The sequence below is a fragment of the Colwellia sp. MB3u-55 genome, from assembly GCF_014076785.1.
In the GTDB taxonomy this organism is placed as follows: domain Bacteria; phylum Pseudomonadota; class Gammaproteobacteria; order Enterobacterales; family Alteromonadaceae; genus Colwellia_A.
The window spans coordinates 1-21,809 of the sequence record NZ_JACGUS010000123.1 but is presented as its reverse complement, the minus strand read 5'-3'; the positions used below and the strand labels follow the sequence as shown (position 1 = coordinate 21,809).

Sequence of the window (21,809 nt, the reverse complement as noted above, 5' to 3'; positions counted from 1 at the left end):
GTTAATCAACTACAAATTAGCTTTTACGCCATGTAGTTTTGCCCGCACTGTCTTCAACGATAATATTCATCGCCGCTAATTTATCTCGAGCTTCATCAGCTAATAGCCAGTTTTTACTTGTTCTCGCATCATTACGTTGCTTTATTAACGCTTCAACTTCAGCGACTTCATCGCTGTCACCTTTTCCTTGTAAAAAACTTGCTGGAGATAGTTGTAGCAAACCAATCAATTCTCCCAGACCTTTGAGTGTTGCAGCTAAATAAGGTGCCTTATCACTGCTTTCATTTTTAGCGACATTTAACTCTTTGGCTAAATCAAATAATACCGCTAACGCTTGTGGTGTATTAAAGTCGTCATTCATTACTTTAATAAATTGAGCAACAAACGTGTCATTTTTATCTAGTGAAAAATCAGCAAGCACCTCAACATCACGCAAAGCTGTGTAAATACGCTCTAGAGCAGAACGTGCCTGTTCCAAATTATCCGTAGAATAGTTTAGCTGACTACGATAATGTCCAGAGGTTAAAAAGAACCGAACGGTTTCTGAGTCATACTGGCTGAGCACATCACGAATAGTAAAAAAGTTATTGAGTGACTTTGACATTTTTTCTTGGTCAACTTGCACCATACCAGTATGGATCCAATAATTCACATAAGGGGAATCAAGCGCACAACAACTTTGTGCTACTTCATTCTCATGGTGTGGAAACTGTAAATCTGAGCCACCACCGTGAATATCAAAATGATGACCTAGTTCTTTAGCACTCATCGCCGAACATTCAATATGCCAACCGGGACGCCCTGCTCCCCAAGGTGATTCCCAACTTGGATCACGTGGTTTAGCTGACTTCCACAAAACAAAATCCAGTGGTGACCTTTTACTTTCATCAACTTCTACACGAGAGCCTGCTTGTAATTGCTCTAAATTTTGACCGCTGAGTTTGCCGTAGTCTGCAAAGCTCGATACAGCAAACAACACATCGCCACTAGCAGCAACATAGGCATGCTCTTTTTCGACAAGTGTGACGATCATGGCAATAATTTCGTCCATGTGCGTCGTCACTCTTGGTTCTACATCTGGTCGTTCAATGTTCAAACTATCAAAGTCTTCATGCATTAATGCAATAGTACGCTCGGTAAGCTCGTCTGGTGTTTCGTTATTTTCTTGTGCACGCTTAATTATCTTATCTTCAACATCGGTGATATTACGGACATAATTTACGTCATAACCAGAAAATCTTAGGTATCTAGCAATGTTGTCAAAGCTAATATAAGTGCGCCCATGACCGATATGACATAAATCGTAAACCGTACAACCACACACATACAAACCCACTTTACCTGCTTCAATTGGGATAAAAACTTCCTTCTGGCGGGTCAATGTATTGTATATCTGTAACATAAGATTTTCTGGCTCCGATCATGATTAAAATAGGGGTAATTAATAGTTAATAAAAATTCTATTAATTTTCGATAATTGTACCCGAACAAAGCGCTAGGGTCATTATTTACCTACACAATATCCATAAGTTTGCTTTACAGTTCTGTGCTTTCGTTTACAATTCCCATATCGAAATTGAAGAGTAAATAAAATGATCATTTTAAAAACAAACTTAGGCGATATCAAAATTGAATTAAATTTTGATAAAGCACCTCTTACAGCAAAAAACTTTCAGCAATATGTTGAAGATGGTTTTTACAACGGCACTATTTTTCATCGTGTCATTAAAGGTTTTATGGCACAAGGCGGTGGTTTTGCTTCTGGCTTAGAAGAAAAAGATTCTCGTGAAACCATTCAGAATGAAGCAAGTAATGGCTTAGAAAATAAGCGTGGCACTTTAGCGATGGCAAGAACCCAAGAGCCACATTCAGCTTCAGCTCAATTTTTTATCAACTTAAGCGACAATGATTTTTTAAATTTTAAAAACGAATCTGTGCAAGGTTGGGGTTATTGTGTATTTGCCGAAGTTGTTGAAGGCATGGATATTGTTGATAAAATGACATTAGTTGATACTGGCCGTTTGCTCGGTCATGACGATGTACCAAAAGAAGAAATTATCATTGAATCTGCGATTATTGATTAATTTCATTCAGTGACCAGCACGGTATTAAAAGAGTCGGTAACCTATTTTATTGCCGACTTACATTTAGCTCAAAATAGGCCTGATATCACGGCCTGTTTTTTGTCATTCCTTGAAAATGATGCGCCTAAAGCCGAAACGCTTTATATATTAGGTGACTTATTTGAGTACTGGATTGGCGATGATGATACAAATCCTTTTGTTATAAACGTTTCCAACGCCTTAAAAACATTAAGCAAGCTAGGCACCCGTATTTACTATATTCATGGTAATCGAGATTTTTTACTTGGTAAAAAATATGCTAAAGCCTGTGGTATGCTTTTATTACCTGAAATAGACCTTATTAATTTATACGGTAAACCTGTTGTTATTATGCACGGCGATACCTTATGTACGCGTGATATTGCCTATCAAGCCTTTAGAAAAAAATCACGCTCATGGTGGTGGCAAGCCATCATCAAAAACTTGCCTTTGTTTATACGCCGAAAAATTGCTGAGAACTATCGCATAAAAAGTGCCAGTGCAACGGCAATGAAATCACAAGAAATAATGGACGTTACCGAAACTGAAGTTATAAACGCACTTGAGTCATATAAAAGTCAGTTAATGATACATGGACATACCCATCGTCCAAACATCCACAATATTCAAGTAAATAATGCTCCCGCTCAACGTATTGTACTAGGTGACTGGTATGAACAGGGCGCTTGGTTAAAGGTAACAGAAAACAGTATAAAGTTACTTTCACAAGCTTTTAAAACTGACTAAAATTCCATTTGTTTTAAATTGATTAATACTTATATAAATAACTTATAGCTTGGTCAATAAAAGTTTATAAAACCACACGTTTCTATATGCTTTTACATTGAGTTTACTTTTAGTTAACTGTTATGATGTAAAAAATAATAAAAGGACGTATTATGCAGGAGAACTTTCATCACGCTATGATTATTTCTGAAGAAGCAAAAAAATTCATGATTTTTCATAATGTTGCACCTACACCTAGTCATTACGCAGTAGCTTATTATTATTTCACTAAAGAAATTTTATCCCTCAATAGTAAAATAGATGTTCAATTAGCCGCCTATAAACCCTTAGACACTATTTTCCTCGATTCTTTATTTGTTAAGTTTTTATCAAATACTCAACAAATTGAAGATAAAATATTCACACCTTTAGGGTACACATTAAGTAGTACCTTAGCGCAGCTTGATCATCAAGTTTCAAATGAAAAAGCCGCGATAAGCCACCTAAATAAAATAAGTAAGGCACTTGGTCAATTAAGGGTATATAAACCGCTGCAAAATATTACAACATTTTTGTTTAACACTATAGGTCAGTCAAAAGTTAAACATAAGTTTTTATCAACCGAACTTTATAAGGCTTCTCAAGAAGTTTCACAGCTAAAACAAAAGTTAGAAGAATCTCGTCAAGAGGCCTTAATTGATACCTTAACCGGATTATTAAATCGCCGAGGATGTGAGCAAAGATTAAAAACGCTATCATTGAGTCAGACTCATTCGTCTTTAGTTATCGATATTGATCACTTTAAAAAAGTGAATGATTCTTTCGGGCACAGTGTCGGTGATAAAGTAATTCAACTTGTTGCTAAAATCATCAAAGAACATGTAGCATCAGATGATATTCCTGTACGCTACGGTGGTGAAGAATTTATAGTGATTCTATCAAACAAATCTCAACAATTTGCTCATTCAATGGCTGAAAAAATTCGTCTGGCTATTTCAACATTAAAGTTAGTCCAACGCCAAAGTAATACGCAACTGCCGCCAATAACAGTATCTATCGGTGTTGCCGAACTACAAAGTAATATGACTTGGTCTACATTATTTAATAATGCAGACCAAGCTTTATATAAAGCTAAAAATTCAGGGCGAAATTGTTGTGTTTTAGCGAGTATAATTGCCACACAACACCCAGAAAATGCTTACTAAAATTAAATAGCTTTTATTGGTAAACCACTGTGAAACTTGAAGTCTTCGTCAGGGCTAATAATTAATGCCGCTTCAATATCGGCAAAGTACCTCACTCGTTCAGAAATATCTTTTCCGGTTATTTCTGTCGCTAATGATAAATAGTCTTGGTAGTGCCTAGCTTCAGAGCGCAATAATGATATATAGAAATCACCAAGACGTTTATCAACATGAGGGGCTATTTTAGCAAAACGTTCACACGACCTAGCTTCGATAAAGGCACCGATAATTAACTTATCAACCATAGCATCAGGTTCAAAAGATTTTACATGGCGAAGTAAGCCTTTCGCGTATCGGCACGGCGTAATACTTTGATATTCAATACCATACTCATCCATCATTTCTAATACTTGATAAAAATGATGTAATTCTTCTTTTATCAGTAAGACCATTTTGTCGATAAGGCCTTGCCCGTGTGCTGAACCTGACTTAGGTAATATGGCTTTAGTTAACTTGTTTTTCGACGGTAATGAGCGCCAATCCCCTTGCCTTTTATAGATTAATTGCTCAAATGGCTGCAGCCATGCCAACAAAGCATCACCACTTTCTTTATCAACTGCATATTTTCGGATCAAAAACATAGCAGACTGAGCTGCTTTTAATTCACAGACCAGGTGATCAATTAATAGCACAGATAAATTTTCAGGCTTTACGGCTTCATTAAGCCATGCTTGTGGTGTTTCGCACTTTAAGAATGACAGTATTGGAGATAATAATTTTGCAGTCGACATTTGGTGAAATTCTTCACTATATACACTAGATTTAAATAGATTTTATCATACCCTTATTGATAATTGCGCGGCTATTTTAGAGAAAGTTAACGAGAAAATAATATTGAGTACTTTATATGCTACTTTAAACGTTACTTTAGACGCTAATACCACAAAGTAAGGGCCTTTTATGAAACAAAATTATCTCACTCAATCCACTTTTTTACAGCAAAGAAACTAATATTATCAGGCAATAATGATTGCAAGTCTTACATATAACTTACGGATGAGTTCTTTTATTAGTCATTTGACCAGGGTTTATAAAATAACAACTTAATAATGAATAATTAGTGGCCAGTAATTTCAGCATAGCCAATACCATTAAAACCACCCGTTGCTTTTACTCGTCCTTCCCAGTAAGGGATCGTTAATTGATTACGTGAATCTTTGGTAATGCTTTCAATAATAATGGTTGGTCTATTCGTTAATTCAACTTGCCATTTACTAGGATAATCGTTGTTATTTAATGTCACGGTTTCAATAACAGACAATTTAATATCTTCTGTAAAAAGTGGTGTTGTTACGCCATTGGGGGCTATCTCAGTACCACTACAATACTCATAATTATTATTATTACCTCGAATACAAAAGAGCATGAGTCCTTGCTTCTCTGATTGAGCGGCTGATTGAGTGTCAACAATACTGAACCAATCCCAACCGAGTTGATTTTTGTCGAGTAAACTCGCCGACCATTCTCTGTCATACCATGCATTACCCGTAACGTTATAGGTGTTACCCGCAAAAGTTAGGCGACCTTTTACTTTTAAAAAGGGATAACTAAAGTAATAAGATGCATGACCACTTTGTGTTTTTTGACTATAGCCCTTGTCGCCATGCAAAACTATTGGACTGTCGCTTAGAGTTAGAGCGATTTCATATTTTTCATGGGCTGCGGTTAAATTGAGTGGTAAAAATTCGTTGTTGATACTGCCCAACTGCCAATCATCAATACTGGCATTAAACGGCGAGCTAATGACCTTAGCTTGCCTTGCTCGTGAAAACCGTTCAAACGCAACATGATCTTGTTGGTGTTGCATTGCAAAATGAGCAAAGTAAAGATTATTATCCCACCATTTTGACTCAAGGTTACCTGGCATTAGTGTGCGAAATAATGTCCATTGAACCCCAAAAGTCTCACCCGTGTCACTTTGCAAATTAGCCGTCACATACCACCACTCAATACCTTGTTCAGCATGAATACCATGATCTGCGGGGAAGATAAGAGCAGTGCCCTGTATTACCGGTTTGCCAATAGCCACTTGTAATTTAGATGATGTTGTTTCTTGCTCAGCAGGTTGACACGCAGACAGCGCAAAAATTAGCAGCACAAGCGTAAATCGTACAAAAACAAACGGAGTCAATAATACCCCGACCAAAACTTGTCTTTTTATCACGCGATTATGACTCCTTAGTCGATAAGTTAGTTAATTTTCGAATCGGTAAATAGGCACATAAAACAGAGACTCCAACTAGCGTTAAACAAGTTATTAATAAACTGCTTAAATCTAAACTAAAGTGAATAGTCCAGCCAAAGGCAATTGGCATGACAAACTTCAATAACGCGAAGCCCAATGCGAAGCCGAGCGGAATAGCAAACAATGCGGTAAAAACCACTACACCTGCTGTTTGTAGCAATTTCATGGTTAATAATTGCCGCTGTGTCACGCCTAAATTACGTAATATGGTTAATTGCTTTAATTGATTAACACTTAAACTTAATAGGCTGGTACACAAACTTAACAATGCAATAGCGAGAATAAAACCATTGAGTGCTTTGGTCACTACAAACGTATCTTCAAACAAGGTATTAGCGATTTCTTTAAATCTTTTATTGGCTAAAATTTTTGTACTGTCTTGTTTAAATTCGTCCATTAAACGCTCGCTAAAAACGGCAACGGAAGTACTACTTTTTAGCCGTATTGAATAACCAAAAACATCATGATTTAGTGCGGCTGTTTTATGGCGTTCTTCTAGCGTAAGTAACGATATTCTTGGGTTACCATAATCATAAAAGAACCCTGTTATACGACAAGTAAATTTAGTTGAGTTTTGCTTAAATACCATCACGTCATTTAATGAATAATTAAACTTAATTTTACTTTGTTCATTAGCCAAGCAGCCTTGACCATAAAAATTTGCTCCATTAATGGCTGAGCCTGAAGTCAGCGAAATATGTTGATAATGTTCAAAGCTATTACCAAAGCTTGCAAGATTCGCAGGGACTTTATTTACATCACCATCACTTTGCATATAAATACTTAACTTATCAACTTCAGGCAAGTTAGTGAGCGCTTGCCTTAAGTTGTTATCGAGCTTATCTGAACGCAAATATATATCAGCACTTAATTGTTTTTCAAGATGGGCATTTAATGTATGGCTAAAACTTTTCACCATAATTTGCATACCGATGGCACTACCAAGCGCGACTAAAATTGCAATAATAGCAATATGAAGATCTTTTACATGGAGTCGGGTATCGGCGTGAAGCCATTGTGTTAATGGATTTGTAATGGTGAACGGTAATGAAACCAAGAGAGACAGTACTTTAGGCACAAGTAAAATAAATAACATTAAAAGCGCAAAACACAGCAGCAAGGCTTGATACTCATTAGTCGCATAATAGAGTAAACCTATGACCGCCGCTAATGTACTAACCAACAAACTATAGAACATCAGTTGACTTTTTTGGGCAACTTGTTTGGCTTGCGCTAAAAGTATTACTGCCAAAGCCGAAATATTAAGGGCAAACCCTAATAAGACATTTGACCATTGCCAATTGATCACAAGCGCTTTATCGAGTTGATACAAGCCAACTAAAGTGCTATTCACATCAAGCACTAATGCATTAGCAATTAAATAACCACCTAATGTGCCTAATAAAGCAGTACAAATACTGACAATAATAAGCTCAATGACAAGGCTCAATTGAACACTTAACTTAATGCAACCTAATAGCTGCATTTGCTCTATTAATTTTTGTCGCGCAGTTAAGGTCAGTTTTATCGCATTAAAACTCAAAAATGCCGCAACAATATAACCTAGCATGGCAAGTGCAGTCAGATTAAAAAAGAAGGCTTCAGATAAAACATCGAACGATTGTTGCTCTGCATCGATCAACTGTGCTTGCCCAGCAATTAGCTCTGCTATTTCTATTAATTGCTGCTCGCTAACATGCGAGAGCTCAATAAAACTGAGTTGCCCTTTAGCGGCTAATAAATAATCAGCATTGGCAATATCAGTGATCGCCCAAAATCCGATATTGTCAGCTAATATAACTTCAGGTTGTTGCTGAGCGTTTTGCAGCGAAAAATTTATCGGCTCACCTGTTTTTGTCACGATACGATTTGCAAATTTTGAGTCAACTAATAAGGTAGAAAGGGAAAATCGTTGAGCAGTTTTATTAACATTTTCATCACTTTGTTGGTATTGCGCACGGTTTAACCACAGCAAAGTATCCACACCTTGAATGGCAAGCGTTTCCCCTTTGTTGGTTTTTAATTGACCTCGTAAAACGGGTTGAGTATTGATAAAGCCATGTTGTCGTAAAGTGAGCCATATATTGCCATCAATAAAGTACTTCCCTGTTAATGGTTTAATTAAATGTGTAACGGGGTTATTGATTAATGCGGAAGAATTCTCATAGCGTGTATTAGCCTCTTGATTAAGACCAGAAATTGCGGTTAATAGTGCACTACCTAGACTAAAACCAAGAAAAAATAATGCCATTAACCAAGGATGTCTTCGATAGAAGGCTAAATGAGTGGCGAGAATAAGTTTAATTTCATTGGTCAAATTATTCAAAATGCCCATCTCTAAGTACTTTTACATGATCAAAGTAATCGGTTAATTGATGACTGTGAGTCACCATCACCAAATTGATTTTTTGCTCAGTGCATAACTCAGTAAGAAGTTTAACGACTTGGTGCGAGCGCTGCCGGTCTAAGTTACCTGTTGGTTCATCTGCAAAAATTATCTGAGGTTTGTTAAGTAAAGCTCTTGCGATGCCAACTCTTTGTTGTTCTCCCCCTGAGAGTTTTTCTGGCAATGAATCAAGCTTACTTTGGAGCCCGAGTTTATTGACGATATGGTCAAATTCATCCGCAATTTCTTTGGGGTAATTGAGTTTGTGTTGAAAGAGAATATTTTGCTTTACAGTTAAACAGTCAAGCAATTGGTAATGCTGAAATATTAGCCCTATTTTACGACGATAAAGCGCAAGTTCTGTCTCATTCAGTGATGAAAGCTCTTGATTATTAATACTTACCGAGCCACTATCTGCTTGCAAGAGTCCCGCTAAAATATGCAAAAAGGTTGTTTTACCTGAACCACTATCACCAAGTAATGCAAGGTGCTGTGTTGCAGGTACAAATAAATCGAGTTTATTTAAAATATTTTGTTTGTTGGCGCCATCATTACGGCTAAAAGATAAGTCTTTTACGCAAATCACGGTAACTCCTTATTATTAAGCAGAATATCATGGTAAAAATACTACAAAAGCACCCCAAAGTATTTAATCCCCTAAAATTACCCCTTCATTTAGCCAGGTAATTATGAATAAGATTTCATTTAGCCGACACTAAGTGAGTAATTAACAATATAAATAAATTTTATTACGGCTCCATTAACTCACACTTCGGTGTTTAACACTGATAAAAAGAAGTTAGGCGCTAATAGTGTTGTGGCCGAAATATCGTAAATAACTAACCTATGGGGATTAAATTAATGCCTGTTTATCATACCCGTATCAAGAATTATCGCTTATTTACACAAGATGATCAGAAGTGTCTATACTCAAAGTAAGCTTTAAAACAGTGATATTAGTAATATCATACCTTATAGATTTATAAATCTATAAGGATACTCGTTTGGATAAACTCAACACTTAATAAAAGTGTCTGTAAAATTTTAATTTCATGGTTAGACTTTAGTGAATGAAATAAGTAAATAGTAACAACTGTGTACTATTGCATAGCTAACACCAAACCAATAGGTTATTGATGAATATTTCCACTGGCAATAAAATCGGTTTTTTATGCTTTATCGTCATATTAAGCATGTGGGGTTATGTTGTCTTTCATATTATTGGTATTTTTGATCTACAAGCAATTAAGGATAAAAAGCACCATATATATTCGCTAGGCATTGCTAATGAACTACGTCAAAGTTCAGATGACCTAACACGTATGGCACGTAATTATGTGGTTACCGGGGATGAAATTTATAAAGAGTATTACTTTGACATCATTGCAATACGAAACGGGGATTCTCCTCGACCAAAAAAATACCCTCCCACTTACTGGCACACCTCACTTACGCCAGAACGATTTACTTCAGATAAATTAGGCGTACAAGTCCCATTAAAGACACTTATGGGGAATATGGGCTTTACAGAAAGTGAGTTGTTACTTCTTCAACAGTCCCAAGCCCGCTCAGATAATTTAATGACTATAGAAAAACAAGCTTTTGCATTAATGGCAGGACTCTACAACGATGGTAAAGGTACGTTTACCCTTAAAGGCGAGCCTGAAAGGGCTTTTGCGGTTAAGCTATTATTTTCACCTCAATACCAGCAAGAAAAAAGGGCCATCATGCAACCTATTCAAAAATTTATCGAAGCTGTAGAAACTAGGTTAATTGTCGAGGCTGATGAGTTTAACATTAAGCAAAAAAAACATTTATGGTATGTCATTTTATTATTAGTTATTTCAACGCTTATGGCGTTAATTATTACTTTTTATGTCAGAAATAAAATTGTTATGCCCATATTTTCACTGGTTCACGATGCACAAAATATTGCCGAAGGAAATTACCAAGCACGTAGCAAGGTCCTCGTAAAAAATGAAATTGGCTCACTGAGCAAAAATTTAAATAAAATGGCTAACCATATAGAACAAGACATTAATAAATTAAGAAAAATGGCGACAACGGATGAGTTAGTCGGCATTGCTAACAGACGCGCTTTTATGAAATCTTTGCAGCTTGAATTAGAGCGATCCCATCGTTATCAAGTTCCACTGTGTTTATTAATGTTAGATGTAGATTATTTTAAAGTATTTAATGATACCTATGGACATTCGATTGGCGATGATGTCTTAAAACTTATTTGCAACGTAAGCCAATTGGTACTGAGAGAGAATGATCTGATGGGGCGAATTGGCGGTGAAGAGTTTGCATTCATTCTTCCCGCTACCAACATCGACTTCGCGTTAATTGTTGCTGAACGCATCCGCACGGCTGTTGATAATGCCTTTCTTATTATTGATAATAAAAAAGTAAAGGTCACCGTAAGTATGGGGGCAACTCAATTAACTAAGTCAGATGATGTTGGTTTATTTCTCAAAAGAGCGGATAAAGCCATGTATAAATCAAAGGAAAACGGGCGTAACCAAATCAGTTCTGTTTAACCGCTATAGACTAATTCTTATAAAAGAAAAAACATAACTTTGTTCTCAAGGGGTAGATATATCTTATAATATTAGTATTGTTGAGCGATAAACTCTAACGAATGTTGGTTAAAGAGTTCGGGGTTCTCAACATTGCAGACATGACCACATTTATGGATGGTGTGTAATAAACTGTTTTTATGTTGTTTAACCATTTCCATCACCGGCCCCAAAAACATATGGTCTTCCTTGCCCATAATATAAAGGATAGGTATATCAATTTCTTTTTCTTTGAAATAACGCATCAAGGGATTCACGTCCATCGCTAACTTAAACCAACGAATAAATTCTTTCTGGCACAAACGTTTAGCTTCACGAACAAATAAGTGCCGCGATTCCTTATGGCGTTTTTTCGGCATCATAATAAAAGCAAATAAACGATACAACCACATGTACGGTAAAAAATGCTTAAAGGTATTTCCCAAATAAACCAAGATATTACTACGAGCATTAAAACGAGTGATAGCGCCACCTAGCACCATACTTGATACATATTGAGGCGCAATTTCAGCTATGTTACGAATAATAATAGTTCCTAAAGAAATACCAACAAAATGTGCACATTTAATATTGTTGTGATCTAAAACATCGATGATATCTTCAGAGACTTTATTAAAGGAGTAATTACTATCAACAAAGGTTTGTACCAGATGGCTGGACTTTCCGTGGCCACGAAGATCAAGTAAGAGCACATTATAGGTTTTTTGATAATCTCTGATCTGACGAAACCAAATTGCCGAACTACCGCCAGCACCATGGACAAAAACAACCCATACTTTACTGGTTTTATGTGGATAAATAGTATGGAAAAGAATTGATTTGCTCATTACTACAAACACCCCATTACGATGAGTTATACAAACTTAAGAGTAGCTAGTATAGCTAAATTTAAAAAAAATCTCCTAATAAGTTCGCTAATATCCCGCCTTACTATGGTAATACTTTAATGATGTTCCGTCTTAATTGTCAATTTTGCGAAAAGATATAATAAAGTTTAGAATAGTTTATCTTATTAATACAAAGCCAATATCAATGGCGCTACTATTTTAGGTCCGGGCATTACAACGTCTCGTCAAGGTAATAAAGATGAAAAAGAAAACAGTAAACAGTCTCTTAAAAAAACATGACAAACTTGTTCATAGTGAAAATGTTACTGTCGTCTCTCATGTTCAACGCGAACAAGATGAGTGGTTTATTAATACGATAATGATAAAAGGCTGTGATGCTCCATTTAAATATAAGCGGAAAAAAGCTTATAAATCGCTTAGCAAACAACAAGTGAACATGACCTATTACACAAGCACTGAAATAATTGCCGGCTTTGAGATAGAAGTCATGAATATTGTTAGAATAAAAGTCGCCTGATTTTCAATTAACAATGACATTCTTAATAGCCCACACTTTTCTTTGAAAGAACAAAATAATATATCACTATATAAACATCTGTTATTTTCGGTATAAAAAGAAGTTATTTGCATTTAATTTAGCTTAATTGCTATTCATCTCTTGACGAAAGCTTCGCCATCTTACATAAATAAGCTATCAATAATAAAAACATTGATCGACACAGACATTTATTAATAAAAAATAAAAAGCAATAAATGTAATTTTGGGGACAGCGAGAGGATTTTATTATGATATTAAACCATATATGGGGATTGTATACTGACCCTAAGAAAGAGTGGCACACAATAGAAAGGCGCCACGAAAGCTTAATGTATAGCATGGTTCATATTTTAACCATAGCGTTAATACCTGCCATTTGTAGTTATTTTGCCGCTGCTCATATTGGTTGGACAATAGGCGTAGGAGATCCAATAAAATTAACTCAGGCAAGCGCAATGACTATGTCTGTCGGTATGTATTTTGGTTTGATCTTTGGTGTTATTGGTTTAGCTTTTTTAATTCAATGGATGGCAAAAACTTTTGATGCTAAGCCTGATTTCACCCAATCTTTAGAGTTAGCCGCTTACACAGCAACACCATTATTAATGGTTGGCGTAACCGCTTTATTTCCTGTTTTATGGTTTGTTGCTTTAGCGGGACTAGCCGCACTTTGTTATTCAGTCTATTTACTTTACTCTGGCGTACCCATCATGATGAATATTCCAGAAGAAAAAGGCTTTATTTATTCAAGCTCGGTGGTTACTTGCGGATTAGTTCTTTTAGTCTCTTTAATGGCATTTAGCGCTATTATGCTAGGTATGGGCTTTGGCTCTGAACATATATCTTAACGCTTTTATTATAAATTTAAGTCGATAAGTCATTTATTATAAATATGTATCTTTAGCATTTGATGATAAAAAAGCCCGCTTAGTGATAAACTAAACGGGCTTTTATTTTACTTTATTTTTCTATGGTGTCGTTCAGACAAGCCTGATGCTATTCAGCACCTTCATTGTGCATATCTATAATTGAATCAGCATTTTTATCTGAGTCTTCTTTATTCTCATTATTTCTCATCGCATCTAAACGTTCTAAATAGCCCTGAGTAATATCTTTAGTTATATATTGACCATCGAAAACAGATGTCTCGAATTGTTTGATTTCAGGGTTTACACTGCCCACAGCACTAACTAAATCCTCTAAGGTTTGAAAAATAAGTTTATCTGCACCAATTAATTGGCAAATATCGTCTAATTCACGGCCATGAGCAATCAGTTCATTGGCACTTGGCATATCAATACCGTAAACATTAGGAAAACGAATTTCTGGTGCGGCTGAGGCAAAATAAACATTTTTTGCCCCCGCAGAGCGAGCCATTTCAATGATTTGCCCAGAAGTCGTCCCTCTTACAATAGAGTCATCGACTAACAATACATTTTTACCAGCAAACTCAGTTGTTATCGCATTAAGTTTACGGCGAACTGACTTCATACGCTGCTCTTGACCCGGCATAATAAAAGTTCGACCAATATAGCGGTTTTTCACAAAACCTTGACGGTATGGGATACCAAGATGGCGAGCAATTTCTAAAGCAGTATCACATGATGTTTCTGGAATAGGGATAACAACGTCGATATCTACGTCTTCCCATTCTTTTGCAATTTTATCACCCAATTTTTTGCCCATTTCAACACGAGAGCCGTAAACAGAAATTTTATCAATTGCTGAATCAGGACGCGCAAAATAAACATATTCAAAAATACACGGGTTGTATGTTGGGTTCTTTGCACATTGCTGGCTGTGAATTTGCCCATCTTCAGTGAAATAAATAGCTTCGCCAGGCGCAACATCGCGGACAAATTCAAAGTCGTTTGCATCAAGCGCTACCGACTCAGAAGCAATCATATATTCGATACCGGTAGCCGTTTCACGCTTACCAAATACTAAAGGACGGATGCCATTAGGATCACGAAATGCCACCATGCCATGACCAATAATCAAAGCAACCGTTGCATAGGCACCACGAATACGCTCATGTACATTAGATATTGCAGTAAAAATGTCATCAGGTGTTAATTTCAAATTTTCAGTCAATTGTAATTCATGACCGAGAATATTGAGTAACAATTCAGAATCAGAGGTGGTATTTACATGGCGACGTGCGACATTAAATAACCACTCTTTTAATTCAATCGCGTTGGTTAAATTACCATTGTGTGCAAGAGAAATACCAAAAGGAGCATTGGCATAAAATGGCTGAGCTTCTGAAGAACTTGAAGTACCTGCGGTTGGATATCTAATATGACCAATACCCATGTTACCTTGTAATCGCAACATATGACGCGTATGAAACACGTCTTTTACTAAACCATTTCCTTTACGTAGTCTAAAGGTATTGTTGTGAATAGTCACAATACCTGCAGCGTCTTGACCACGATGTTGAAGTACAGTTAATCCGTCATATAATGCTTGACCTACCGATGTTTTACCAACAATGCCAACAATACCACACATGCGTTTATTCTCCACAGAACTAAGTTTAAGGGCGTTTTAATAACATAAACGCTAAGTAAATAAAAATTATACTAATGAACATCAGCCCCATTTTCATGGCACTACAATAACGTTATTTCAAAAAGCTTGATGAATTCTTTAGGTATTCGAAAAACCATTCAACAATGAGTGTAAACTCGGGGATGAGTTGAGAACTTGCCCACCATGCGGTTGATGACGCTGGCGTAAATGCATCCATAAAGAATAATACTGCGCTGATAACTAACACGCCACGTAATGCACCAAATACAAGCCCTAGCAGGCGATCGGTTCCAGACAAGCCGGTTTTACTGACCAATTGACCAATAAGATAATTTACCATAGCGCCAAGAATTAACGTGGTAATAAAAAGAATAGCAATTGCCGCGGCATTACGTAGGACTTGATCGGAAATGTTTGTCAATAAACTAGCAAGATTTACATAGAAGTGGCTGGCAATAAAGAAGGCACTGATCCAGATAACTAGCGAAACAGCTTCTTTGACAAAGCCGCGAACCAAGCTAATTAATGTTGAAATGCCTACAATTGCCAAGATGGCATAGTCTATCCAAACCATAAATTAATCGTTACCAATGAATATTTACCAGCATAATAAGGCGCGCATTCTAACAGAAACGCCCCTTATTTTACCAATGTTTTATTTAAAATAGCCATTGCCATTGAAAGTGCTCAACTACTTTTTACACTGTATTATTGGGCAGTGGTTATAACTTATTATTTTGTCGGATAAAAACGAGCAATTTTACCTTCAACACCGGTTAATTTTTTCAATGCTGAGATTTTTTTTATCAATGAGTTTTTGATCAGTTCAGGACCAATGAAAACTTTAATTAATGGGCCATTTTTTGTTTTTATCGGCTTTGTGAAAGCGGTATAACCATTATCTTTAAGCTTGAGTAATAACTGTGCAACATTTTTTTTATGACGAAAACTGCCCAGCTGTACTACCCATGCTTGTTGCAACACGGACTTTTCTGGCAAAATATTATCTATTGCTTGCTCAGTTGACTCTTTATCGTCTTCTTTGGTCGCTACAGCGTTATTTAAGCTCGGGTCACTCTCTGTTTCAGCTGTATTTTTTATTGCTTGTTCAGTCGAAGAGATATCGTCATCTAACGCCGTTTCATCACTCAGTATTTCGTCGGTATTTATAAAAATTTTATCTTCAGGAAAGCTTGGAGTGTTCTTAACAAACTCGACCTTAGGCGGAGGTGGAATTTTTTCAAACTCATCTTGATAGGTCTTTTTATTACCGTCTAGTAAGTCTGGCAAAATAATAATAGCAACCGCAGCCACAATAATGGTGCCAACTAAGCGGTTTTGAAAAGGTGTAGACAAATGGAACTCCCAGGCTGCAGTTAATAAAAACTACAGCAATAAACGTCGGACTTCAGCTACGGTGTAAAATGATCCAAACACTAAGATCAAATCTGTTGCTGTTGAATTTTTGTTAGCCATTCTAAATGCCTCAGTGATATTGTCAAAACAATTAGCTGAATCTTCATTTAATAACAATTTTTCGGCTAACTCCTTTGCGGTAGCTCCACGAGGCATAGATAAACTGCCTAAATACCATTTATCAACTAATGTGGATAATGGCCCAAAGGTGTTAGCAATATCTTTGTCTTTTAACATACCGGTAACTGCATAAAGCTTGTCATACTTTTGCGACTTTAAATACTCAACTAAATAACGTGCTGCTTGAGGATTATGGCCAACATCAAGTAGCACCGGACTGTTTAACGATTTTTTACTGATAAGCTCAGTTCGACCAGCAACTTTTGTTTGGTTTATTAAGACATTTACACTTTCAGTATTAAAAACAACAGAACAATCATTAAGTAAAGCCAATACTGTTAGTGCTGTTGCTACATTATCTTGAGGTATAAAAGGCTTATTTAAATCATTGATTTGGTACTCGCCAAATGTCCAACGCCACAAAGAGTGACAAGCGGGTACTTGGTGCGGTTCAATAGAGAAGTCATCGCCTCGCAGACTCACCACGGCTTTAAGTTTTTTAGCATGAGCAAGTACTGATATAGGACAATCGGTATCACCAATAACAACTTTTTGATGCGCACGCATGATACCCGCTTTTTCAAAGCCAATACTTTCGCGATTATCACCTAGGTACGCTTGATGGTCTAAGTCTATCGTGGTTATAACCGCAATATCAGCGTCAATTAAGTTTGTGGCATCTAAACGCCCACCCAAACCTACTTCCAAAATAATAAAAGCAGGTTTTCTTTCCATTAAAACTAAAAATGCGGCTAATGTTGTGTATTCATAGTAGGTTAGTGAAATATCACCACGTTGTTGCTCTATTTGCTCAAAGGCGTTGATCAATGACTGACTGTCAACGTCAATATTATTAATACGTAAGCGTTCATTGAACTTTTCAATATGTGGTGAAGAATAAACCGCAACTGTTTTATCATCACCGAGCAAAGCATTTTCAATAAAAGCACAGGTAGTGCCTTTACCATTAGTACCTGCGACCGTGATCACTTGGGCAAAACTGAAATCAATATTTAATCGCTTAGCCACAAGCGAAATGCGTGTGAGCCCCAAGTCGATCTCAGTTAAATGTATTGTTTCTAAATAAGAAAGCCATTGAGCTAGCGACTTGCTAGCAAAATGGCTTTTGTTGTTTGTTGGCATAGTGTTGTTATGAAACGTTAGTTATGAAGCGTTAAGGCTTGGATGTCCCATGAATTTAGCTAACATACGAGAAAGCGTACTACGCATTTCACGTCGGTCAACAATAATATCAATAGCACCCTTTTCTTTTAAAAATTCACTACGCTGAAAACCTTCAGGTAACTTCTCTCGAACAGTTTGTTCAATAACACGTGGACCCGCAAAGCCAATTAACGCTTTAGGCTCTGCAACGTTAATATCGCCGAGCATAGCTAAACTTGCAGATACGCCGCCCATCGTAGGGTCAGTTAATACCGAAACGTAAGGCAAGCCTTTTTCGCTCATTTTCGCTAATGCGGCACTTGTTTTTGCCATTTGCATTAATGAAAATAATGCTTCTTGCATACGTGCTCCGCCACTTGCAGAAAAACAAACAAGTGGTAGGTTATGCTCAAGGCAGTATTCAACACCTTTAACAAAACGAGCGCCAACAACTGATGCCATTGAACCACCTAGAAAAGCAAACTCAAACGCAGCAGCAACGATAGGCATACCATTAAGTTCGCCTATCATAACAACCAGTGCATCTTTTTCACCGGTACTTTTTTGTGCAGCGCTTAGGCGGTCTTTATAACGTTTTGAATCTTTGAACTTTAAAATATCCTGTGCTTCAAACTCTTCACCTAATTCAGCACGATTATTTGCATCTAAAAAGCAATCAATACGTTTGCGTGCTGAAATACGCATATGGTGATCACATTTTGGACAAACAGATAATAATCTATCGAGTTCTGCTTTATATAGTACTGCATTACAAGAAGTACACTTGCTCCAAACGCCTTCAGGGATATTACGTTTTTGGGTGCTTTTTGCTTTTGGGAGAATTTTTTCTATCCAGCTCATAATTTATTTTTGCCTTCTTTTACCTAATATGTTCATGGGAACATAGGAAAACTTGCCAATATTGGTTTCGAACCTATCAGCAAATTGTTAATTTTTTGAATTATTCTAACTATATCCGACAATTAAAGCACATTTAACCCTACTATGAATACAAAAAACTGGTCTGTTTTGTTGGAATTAGCAGTTTGTAATTACTCATTCTGTCACTATTTATCTCAAAGTAAAAACAGTGGCCCCAGCGGAGGTTTTGGAATGTTGAACTCTTGTGGGTAGTCAACACCAACAAAATACAAACCTGCAGCAGATGCCATCATGCCAGCTACACAACGATTTTTAGCTTCAAGTACTTCGCCCAACCACACTACTGTTTCTAATTGTTGGCCTATACGCATTAAACTACCCGCAATATTTCTCACCATATGATGTAAAAAAGCATTGCCTTTAACATCAATAATAACAAAATCACCTTGTCGTGAAACATTGCAATGAATCAATGTTCTAACCGGAGAATGCGACTGACAATGAACGGTGCGAAAGGAAGTAAAATCATGTTTACCCAATAAAGACTGTGCCGCTTGATGCATTAGCTTTTCATCAAGTGGATAATGACAGCAGGTTATTCCTTGGCTTAAAATTGCAGATCTTAAACGATTGTTATTAATAACATAGCGGTAACGACGTGCTGTGGCGCTAAATCGAGCATGAAAACTGTCGTCCACTTGCTTAACCCAAGACACAGCAATATCACTAGGTAGATTGGTATTTACGCCCAGTGTCCAAGCAACATCTTTACGAACTTTGTCCGTTTCAAAGTGAATAACTTGGTTAGTCGCACTAACACCCGTATCAGTTCTGCCTGCACAAATAACTTCAATTTTTTCATCAGCAATTTTTGATAAAGCTTTTTCTACATTTTGCTGAACACTGACCGCATTTTTTTGTCGTTGCCAACCGTGATAACGGCTTCCATCGTATTCAATACCTAAAGCGTAACGCATCAATAACTCCCGATTATAATGCGCGCATTATCCAATATTTTAAGGTTTATGCCAATCAGGTTCTTTGATTATATAAAAAAAGCCACAACAGTGGCTTTTATAGAATGAAATAACGTCTCTTGATTAACTAATATTATCACGTAGTTGTTGAGCATCAAATTGTTGCTGAGCATCACCTTTTGCTACTACGTCTTGAATATTACTTTGGCATTTTCTATTATTGCGCCTATTTCACTTATATAAAAAAAGCCACAACAGTGGCTTTTATAGAATGAAATAACGTCTCTTGATTAACTAATATTATCAAGTAGTTGTTGAGCATCAAATTGTTGCTGGGCATCACCTTTTGCTACTACGTCTTGTAGTATTACTTCGGCGTTTTCGTTATCTCCTATTTCAATATAAACTTTCGCTAAATCTAATTTAGCGGCAATACCGTTATCATCTTCTTCTTCGGCGGCGTTTTCACCAGAAAAATCAGGGAACTCATTAAGTCCCACATTAAAGTCAGTTTTATTGTAGGGCTCTTCGTCTTCTGTGTCGCTTAAACTATCTGATAATAAAGAGTCGACAGAGACAAAGTCATCTTCATCTTCATCTTCATCTTCAAAATCAACATTTAAATTATTATCACTATTGAGGTCATCACCAATATCTAACACATCATCTAAGTCAATATCGAAATCATCTTCAGTGTCAACTTCAATCTTAATCTCATCATCGGAATCAACAGCGTCTAAGTCAATGTCATTAGCATTGAAGTCAGTTGAAAAGTCGAGATCATCTGAAGGTGTCGTTTGACTCTCTTCTGCTATGTTTGCCAATAAGTCATCAAAGTCAACATGAGCGAGTGCATCAATCTCATCAATTTCACTATTTTCACTATTTTCACTATTTTCATCAACAAAATAATCGTCAGAGATGTTTTCATCGGCTAATAAATCAGCTAATACATCACTATCGGTATAATCAGTTGCTGCTTCTGGCTCTAGTTCATTGACTTGTCCATCGATGAGTATATCGTCACCAATATCTAAATCATCAGAGTTTAAATTGTCACCGTCAGCCATCTCAGCCAAAAGTGCATCTATATCTAAATTATCTGACAAGTCATTATCTTTCTTACTAATTTTTTCGTTTATACTTTCGTCATGACTTGCATGAGTATCGTCAACTAATACTTCGGTATCATCTTTAAGTAGTTCACTAAAATCTACTGATAAAAATGGCGCTACGTATTCATTGGTAAAATTATCGATAAGCGCTTTATTTTCATCTTCTTTAGTCTCAGTTGCATTACCCTGAATATCACCTAATAAACTATCAATATCATCAGGGTCAGTTAATGCTATATTTTCAGCAGCCATTTCATCAAGAGGATCAATAATATCATCGGCGGTAATGGGTTTTAACATCTGTTCTGGGGCTGACATTGAATCTAACAAGGCGTCGATATCATCAGGATCTGATATTTCAAAATTCTCAGCTTGTTCATTTAATTCAGCAACCGCACTTTCTTTGACCATTGAATCCATCAGTGCGTCTATATCGTCAGGATCAGTTAACTCTTCAGTACTATTGTCAGTTATATCCTTTGGCTCAGGTTTTGGCGCTGCGGCGGCCATTGAATCCATCAGTGCATCAATATCGTCTGGGTCAGTTAACTCAGCAGTACTATCATCAGCGGCATCTGCTACTGGCTCAGGTTTTGGCGCTGCGGCGGCCATTGAATCCATCAGTGCATCGATGTCGTCTGGGTCAGTTAACTCAGCATTACTATCATCAGCGGCATCTGCTACTGGCTCAGGTTTTGGCGCTGCGGCGGCCATTGAATCCATCAGTGCATCGATGTCGTCTGGGTCAGTTAACTCAGCAGTACTATCATCAGCGGCATCTGCTACTGGCTCAGGTTTTGGCGGTGCGGCGGCCATTGAATCCATCAGTGCATCAATATCGTCTGGGTCAGTTAACTCAGCAGTACTATCATCAGCGGCATCTGCTACTGGCTCAGGTTTTGGCGCTGCGGCGGCCATTGAATCCATCA

General features: G+C 36.9%; 19 protein-coding genes. 6 read left to right on the top strand and 13 right to left on the bottom strand.

Annotated features, from left to right (window positions below; all coding sequences use genetic code 11):
* Nucleotides 1-16 precede the first annotated feature (16 nt).
* Nucleotides 17-1,402 carry a cysteine--tRNA ligase gene (gene cysS / locus H4J66_RS19395; protein ID WP_182176559.1) on the bottom strand — a complete coding sequence of 462 codons (1,386 nt, stop codon included), beginning with the start codon at nucleotides 1,400-1,402 and terminating at the stop codon, nucleotides 17-19.
* Nucleotides 1,403-1,592: 190 nt separating this feature from the next.
* Between cysS and H4J66_RS19390 the strand changes: the two genes are divergently transcribed.
* The 3 genes from H4J66_RS19390 to H4J66_RS19380 all read left to right on the top strand — a co-directional run bounded on the left by H4J66_RS19390 (nucleotide 1,593) and on the right by H4J66_RS19380 (nucleotide 4,033).
* Nucleotides 1,593-2,084, top strand: a complete 492-nt coding sequence (locus H4J66_RS19390; RefSeq protein WP_182176558.1) for a peptidylprolyl isomerase — start codon at nucleotides 1,593-1,595, stop codon at nucleotides 2,082-2,084.
* A gap of 9 nt (nucleotides 2,085-2,093) precedes the next feature.
* Nucleotides 2,094-2,849 carry a UDP-2,3-diacylglucosamine diphosphatase gene (locus H4J66_RS19385; protein ID WP_182176557.1) on the top strand — a complete coding sequence of 252 codons (756 nt, stop codon included), beginning with the start codon at nucleotides 2,094-2,096 and terminating at the stop codon, nucleotides 2,847-2,849.
* Between the two features lie 152 nt (nucleotides 2,850-3,001).
* Nucleotides 3,002-4,033 carry a GGDEF domain-containing protein gene (locus tag H4J66_RS19380; protein WP_182176556.1) on the top strand — a complete coding sequence of 344 codons (1,032 nt, stop codon included), beginning with the start codon at nucleotides 3,002-3,004 and terminating at the stop codon, nucleotides 4,031-4,033.
* Nucleotides 4,034-4,035: 2 nt separating this feature from the next.
* On the opposite strand, the gene miaE is transcribed toward H4J66_RS19380, so the two are convergent.
* From miaE to H4J66_RS19360, 4 genes are all read right to left on the bottom strand, one after another.
* Nucleotides 4,036-4,803 carry a tRNA isopentenyl-2-thiomethyl-A-37 hydroxylase MiaE gene (gene miaE, locus H4J66_RS19375; protein WP_182176555.1) on the bottom strand — a complete coding sequence of 256 codons (768 nt, stop codon included), beginning with the start codon at nucleotides 4,801-4,803 and terminating at the stop codon, nucleotides 4,036-4,038.
* Between the two features lie 326 nt (nucleotides 4,804-5,129).
* On the bottom strand, nucleotides 5,130-6,233 hold the full coding sequence (locus H4J66_RS19370) for a lipocalin-like domain-containing protein (RefSeq protein ID WP_182176639.1): 1,104 nt from the start codon (nucleotides 6,231-6,233) through the stop codon (nucleotides 5,130-5,132).
* A gap of 7 nt (nucleotides 6,234-6,240) precedes the next feature.
* Nucleotides 6,241-8,643 carry an FtsX-like permease family protein gene (locus tag H4J66_RS19365; RefSeq protein WP_404842770.1) on the bottom strand — a complete coding sequence of 801 codons (2,403 nt, stop codon included), beginning with the start codon at nucleotides 8,641-8,643 and terminating at the stop codon, nucleotides 6,241-6,243.
* The gene (locus H4J66_RS19360) at nucleotides 8,636-9,289 is read right to left on the bottom strand and encodes an ABC transporter ATP-binding protein (RefSeq protein ID WP_182176553.1); all 654 of its coding nucleotides are present in this window, start codon (nucleotides 9,287-9,289) and stop codon (nucleotides 8,636-8,638) included. The genes H4J66_RS19365 and H4J66_RS19360 overlap by 8 nt, the downstream gene beginning before the upstream one ends.
* Nucleotides 9,290-9,839: 550 nt before the next feature.
* Between H4J66_RS19360 and H4J66_RS19355 the strand changes: the two genes are divergently transcribed.
* Nucleotides 9,840-11,246: a GGDEF domain-containing protein gene (locus H4J66_RS19355; protein ID WP_182176552.1), complete on the top strand. Its 1,407-nt coding sequence runs from the start codon at nucleotides 9,840-9,842 to the stop codon at nucleotides 11,244-11,246.
* 71 nt (nucleotides 11,247-11,317) lie between these two features.
* Here H4J66_RS19355 and H4J66_RS19350 read toward each other — a convergent pair whose 3' ends face one another.
* On the bottom strand, nucleotides 11,318-12,112 hold the full coding sequence (locus tag H4J66_RS19350) for an alpha/beta fold hydrolase (RefSeq protein WP_182176551.1): 795 nt from the start codon (nucleotides 12,110-12,112) through the stop codon (nucleotides 11,318-11,320).
* A 259-nt stretch (nucleotides 12,113-12,371) separates the two neighbouring features.
* On the opposite strand from H4J66_RS19350, the gene H4J66_RS19345 reads away from it, so the two are divergent.
* Nucleotides 12,372-12,650: a hypothetical protein gene (locus H4J66_RS19345; RefSeq protein WP_182176550.1), complete on the top strand. Its 279-nt coding sequence runs from the start codon at nucleotides 12,372-12,374 to the stop codon at nucleotides 12,648-12,650.
* A gap of 269 nt (nucleotides 12,651-12,919) precedes the next feature.
* Nucleotides 12,920-13,519 carry a Yip1 family protein gene (locus tag H4J66_RS19340; RefSeq protein WP_182176549.1) on the top strand — a complete coding sequence of 200 codons (600 nt, stop codon included), beginning with the start codon at nucleotides 12,920-12,922 and terminating at the stop codon, nucleotides 13,517-13,519.
* Nucleotides 13,520-13,667: 148 nt separating this feature from the next.
* Here the strand turns inward: H4J66_RS19340 and purF are convergent, their stop codons facing one another.
* From purF to H4J66_RS19305, 7 genes are all read right to left on the bottom strand, one after another.
* Nucleotides 13,668-15,185: an amidophosphoribosyltransferase gene (gene purF / locus H4J66_RS19335; RefSeq protein ID WP_182176548.1), complete on the bottom strand. Its 1,518-nt coding sequence runs from the start codon at nucleotides 15,183-15,185 to the stop codon at nucleotides 13,668-13,670.
* Between the two features lie 112 nt (nucleotides 15,186-15,297).
* On the bottom strand, nucleotides 15,298-15,780 hold the full coding sequence (locus H4J66_RS19330) for a CvpA family protein (RefSeq protein ID WP_070374279.1): 483 nt from the start codon (nucleotides 15,778-15,780) through the stop codon (nucleotides 15,298-15,300).
* Between the two features lie 158 nt (nucleotides 15,781-15,938).
* Nucleotides 15,939-16,562 (bottom strand): SPOR domain-containing protein, encoded by a 624-nt coding sequence (locus H4J66_RS19325; protein WP_182176547.1) that lies wholly within the window; start codon nucleotides 16,560-16,562, stop codon nucleotides 15,939-15,941.
* 30 nt (nucleotides 16,563-16,592) lie between these two features.
* Complete coding sequence (folC, locus tag H4J66_RS19320; RefSeq protein WP_182176546.1) at nucleotides 16,593-17,885, bottom strand: bifunctional tetrahydrofolate synthase/dihydrofolate synthase; 1,293 nt, start codon at nucleotides 17,883-17,885, stop codon at nucleotides 16,593-16,595.
* A 21-nt stretch (nucleotides 17,886-17,906) separates the two neighbouring features.
* Nucleotides 17,907-18,767 (bottom strand): acetyl-CoA carboxylase, carboxyltransferase subunit beta, encoded by an 861-nt coding sequence (accD, locus tag H4J66_RS19315; RefSeq protein WP_182176545.1) that lies wholly within the window; start codon nucleotides 18,765-18,767, stop codon nucleotides 17,907-17,909.
* A gap of 215 nt (nucleotides 18,768-18,982) precedes the next feature.
* Nucleotides 18,983-19,765, bottom strand: coding sequence for a tRNA pseudouridine(38-40) synthase TruA (gene truA, locus H4J66_RS19310; protein WP_182176544.1), 783 nt, complete (start codon nucleotides 19,763-19,765; stop codon nucleotides 18,983-18,985).
* Between the two features lie 290 nt (nucleotides 19,766-20,055).
* A partial coding sequence (locus H4J66_RS19305) for a FimV/HubP family polar landmark protein (protein ID WP_182176543.1) occupies nucleotides 20,056-21,809 on the bottom strand: 1,754 nt, incomplete at its 5' end.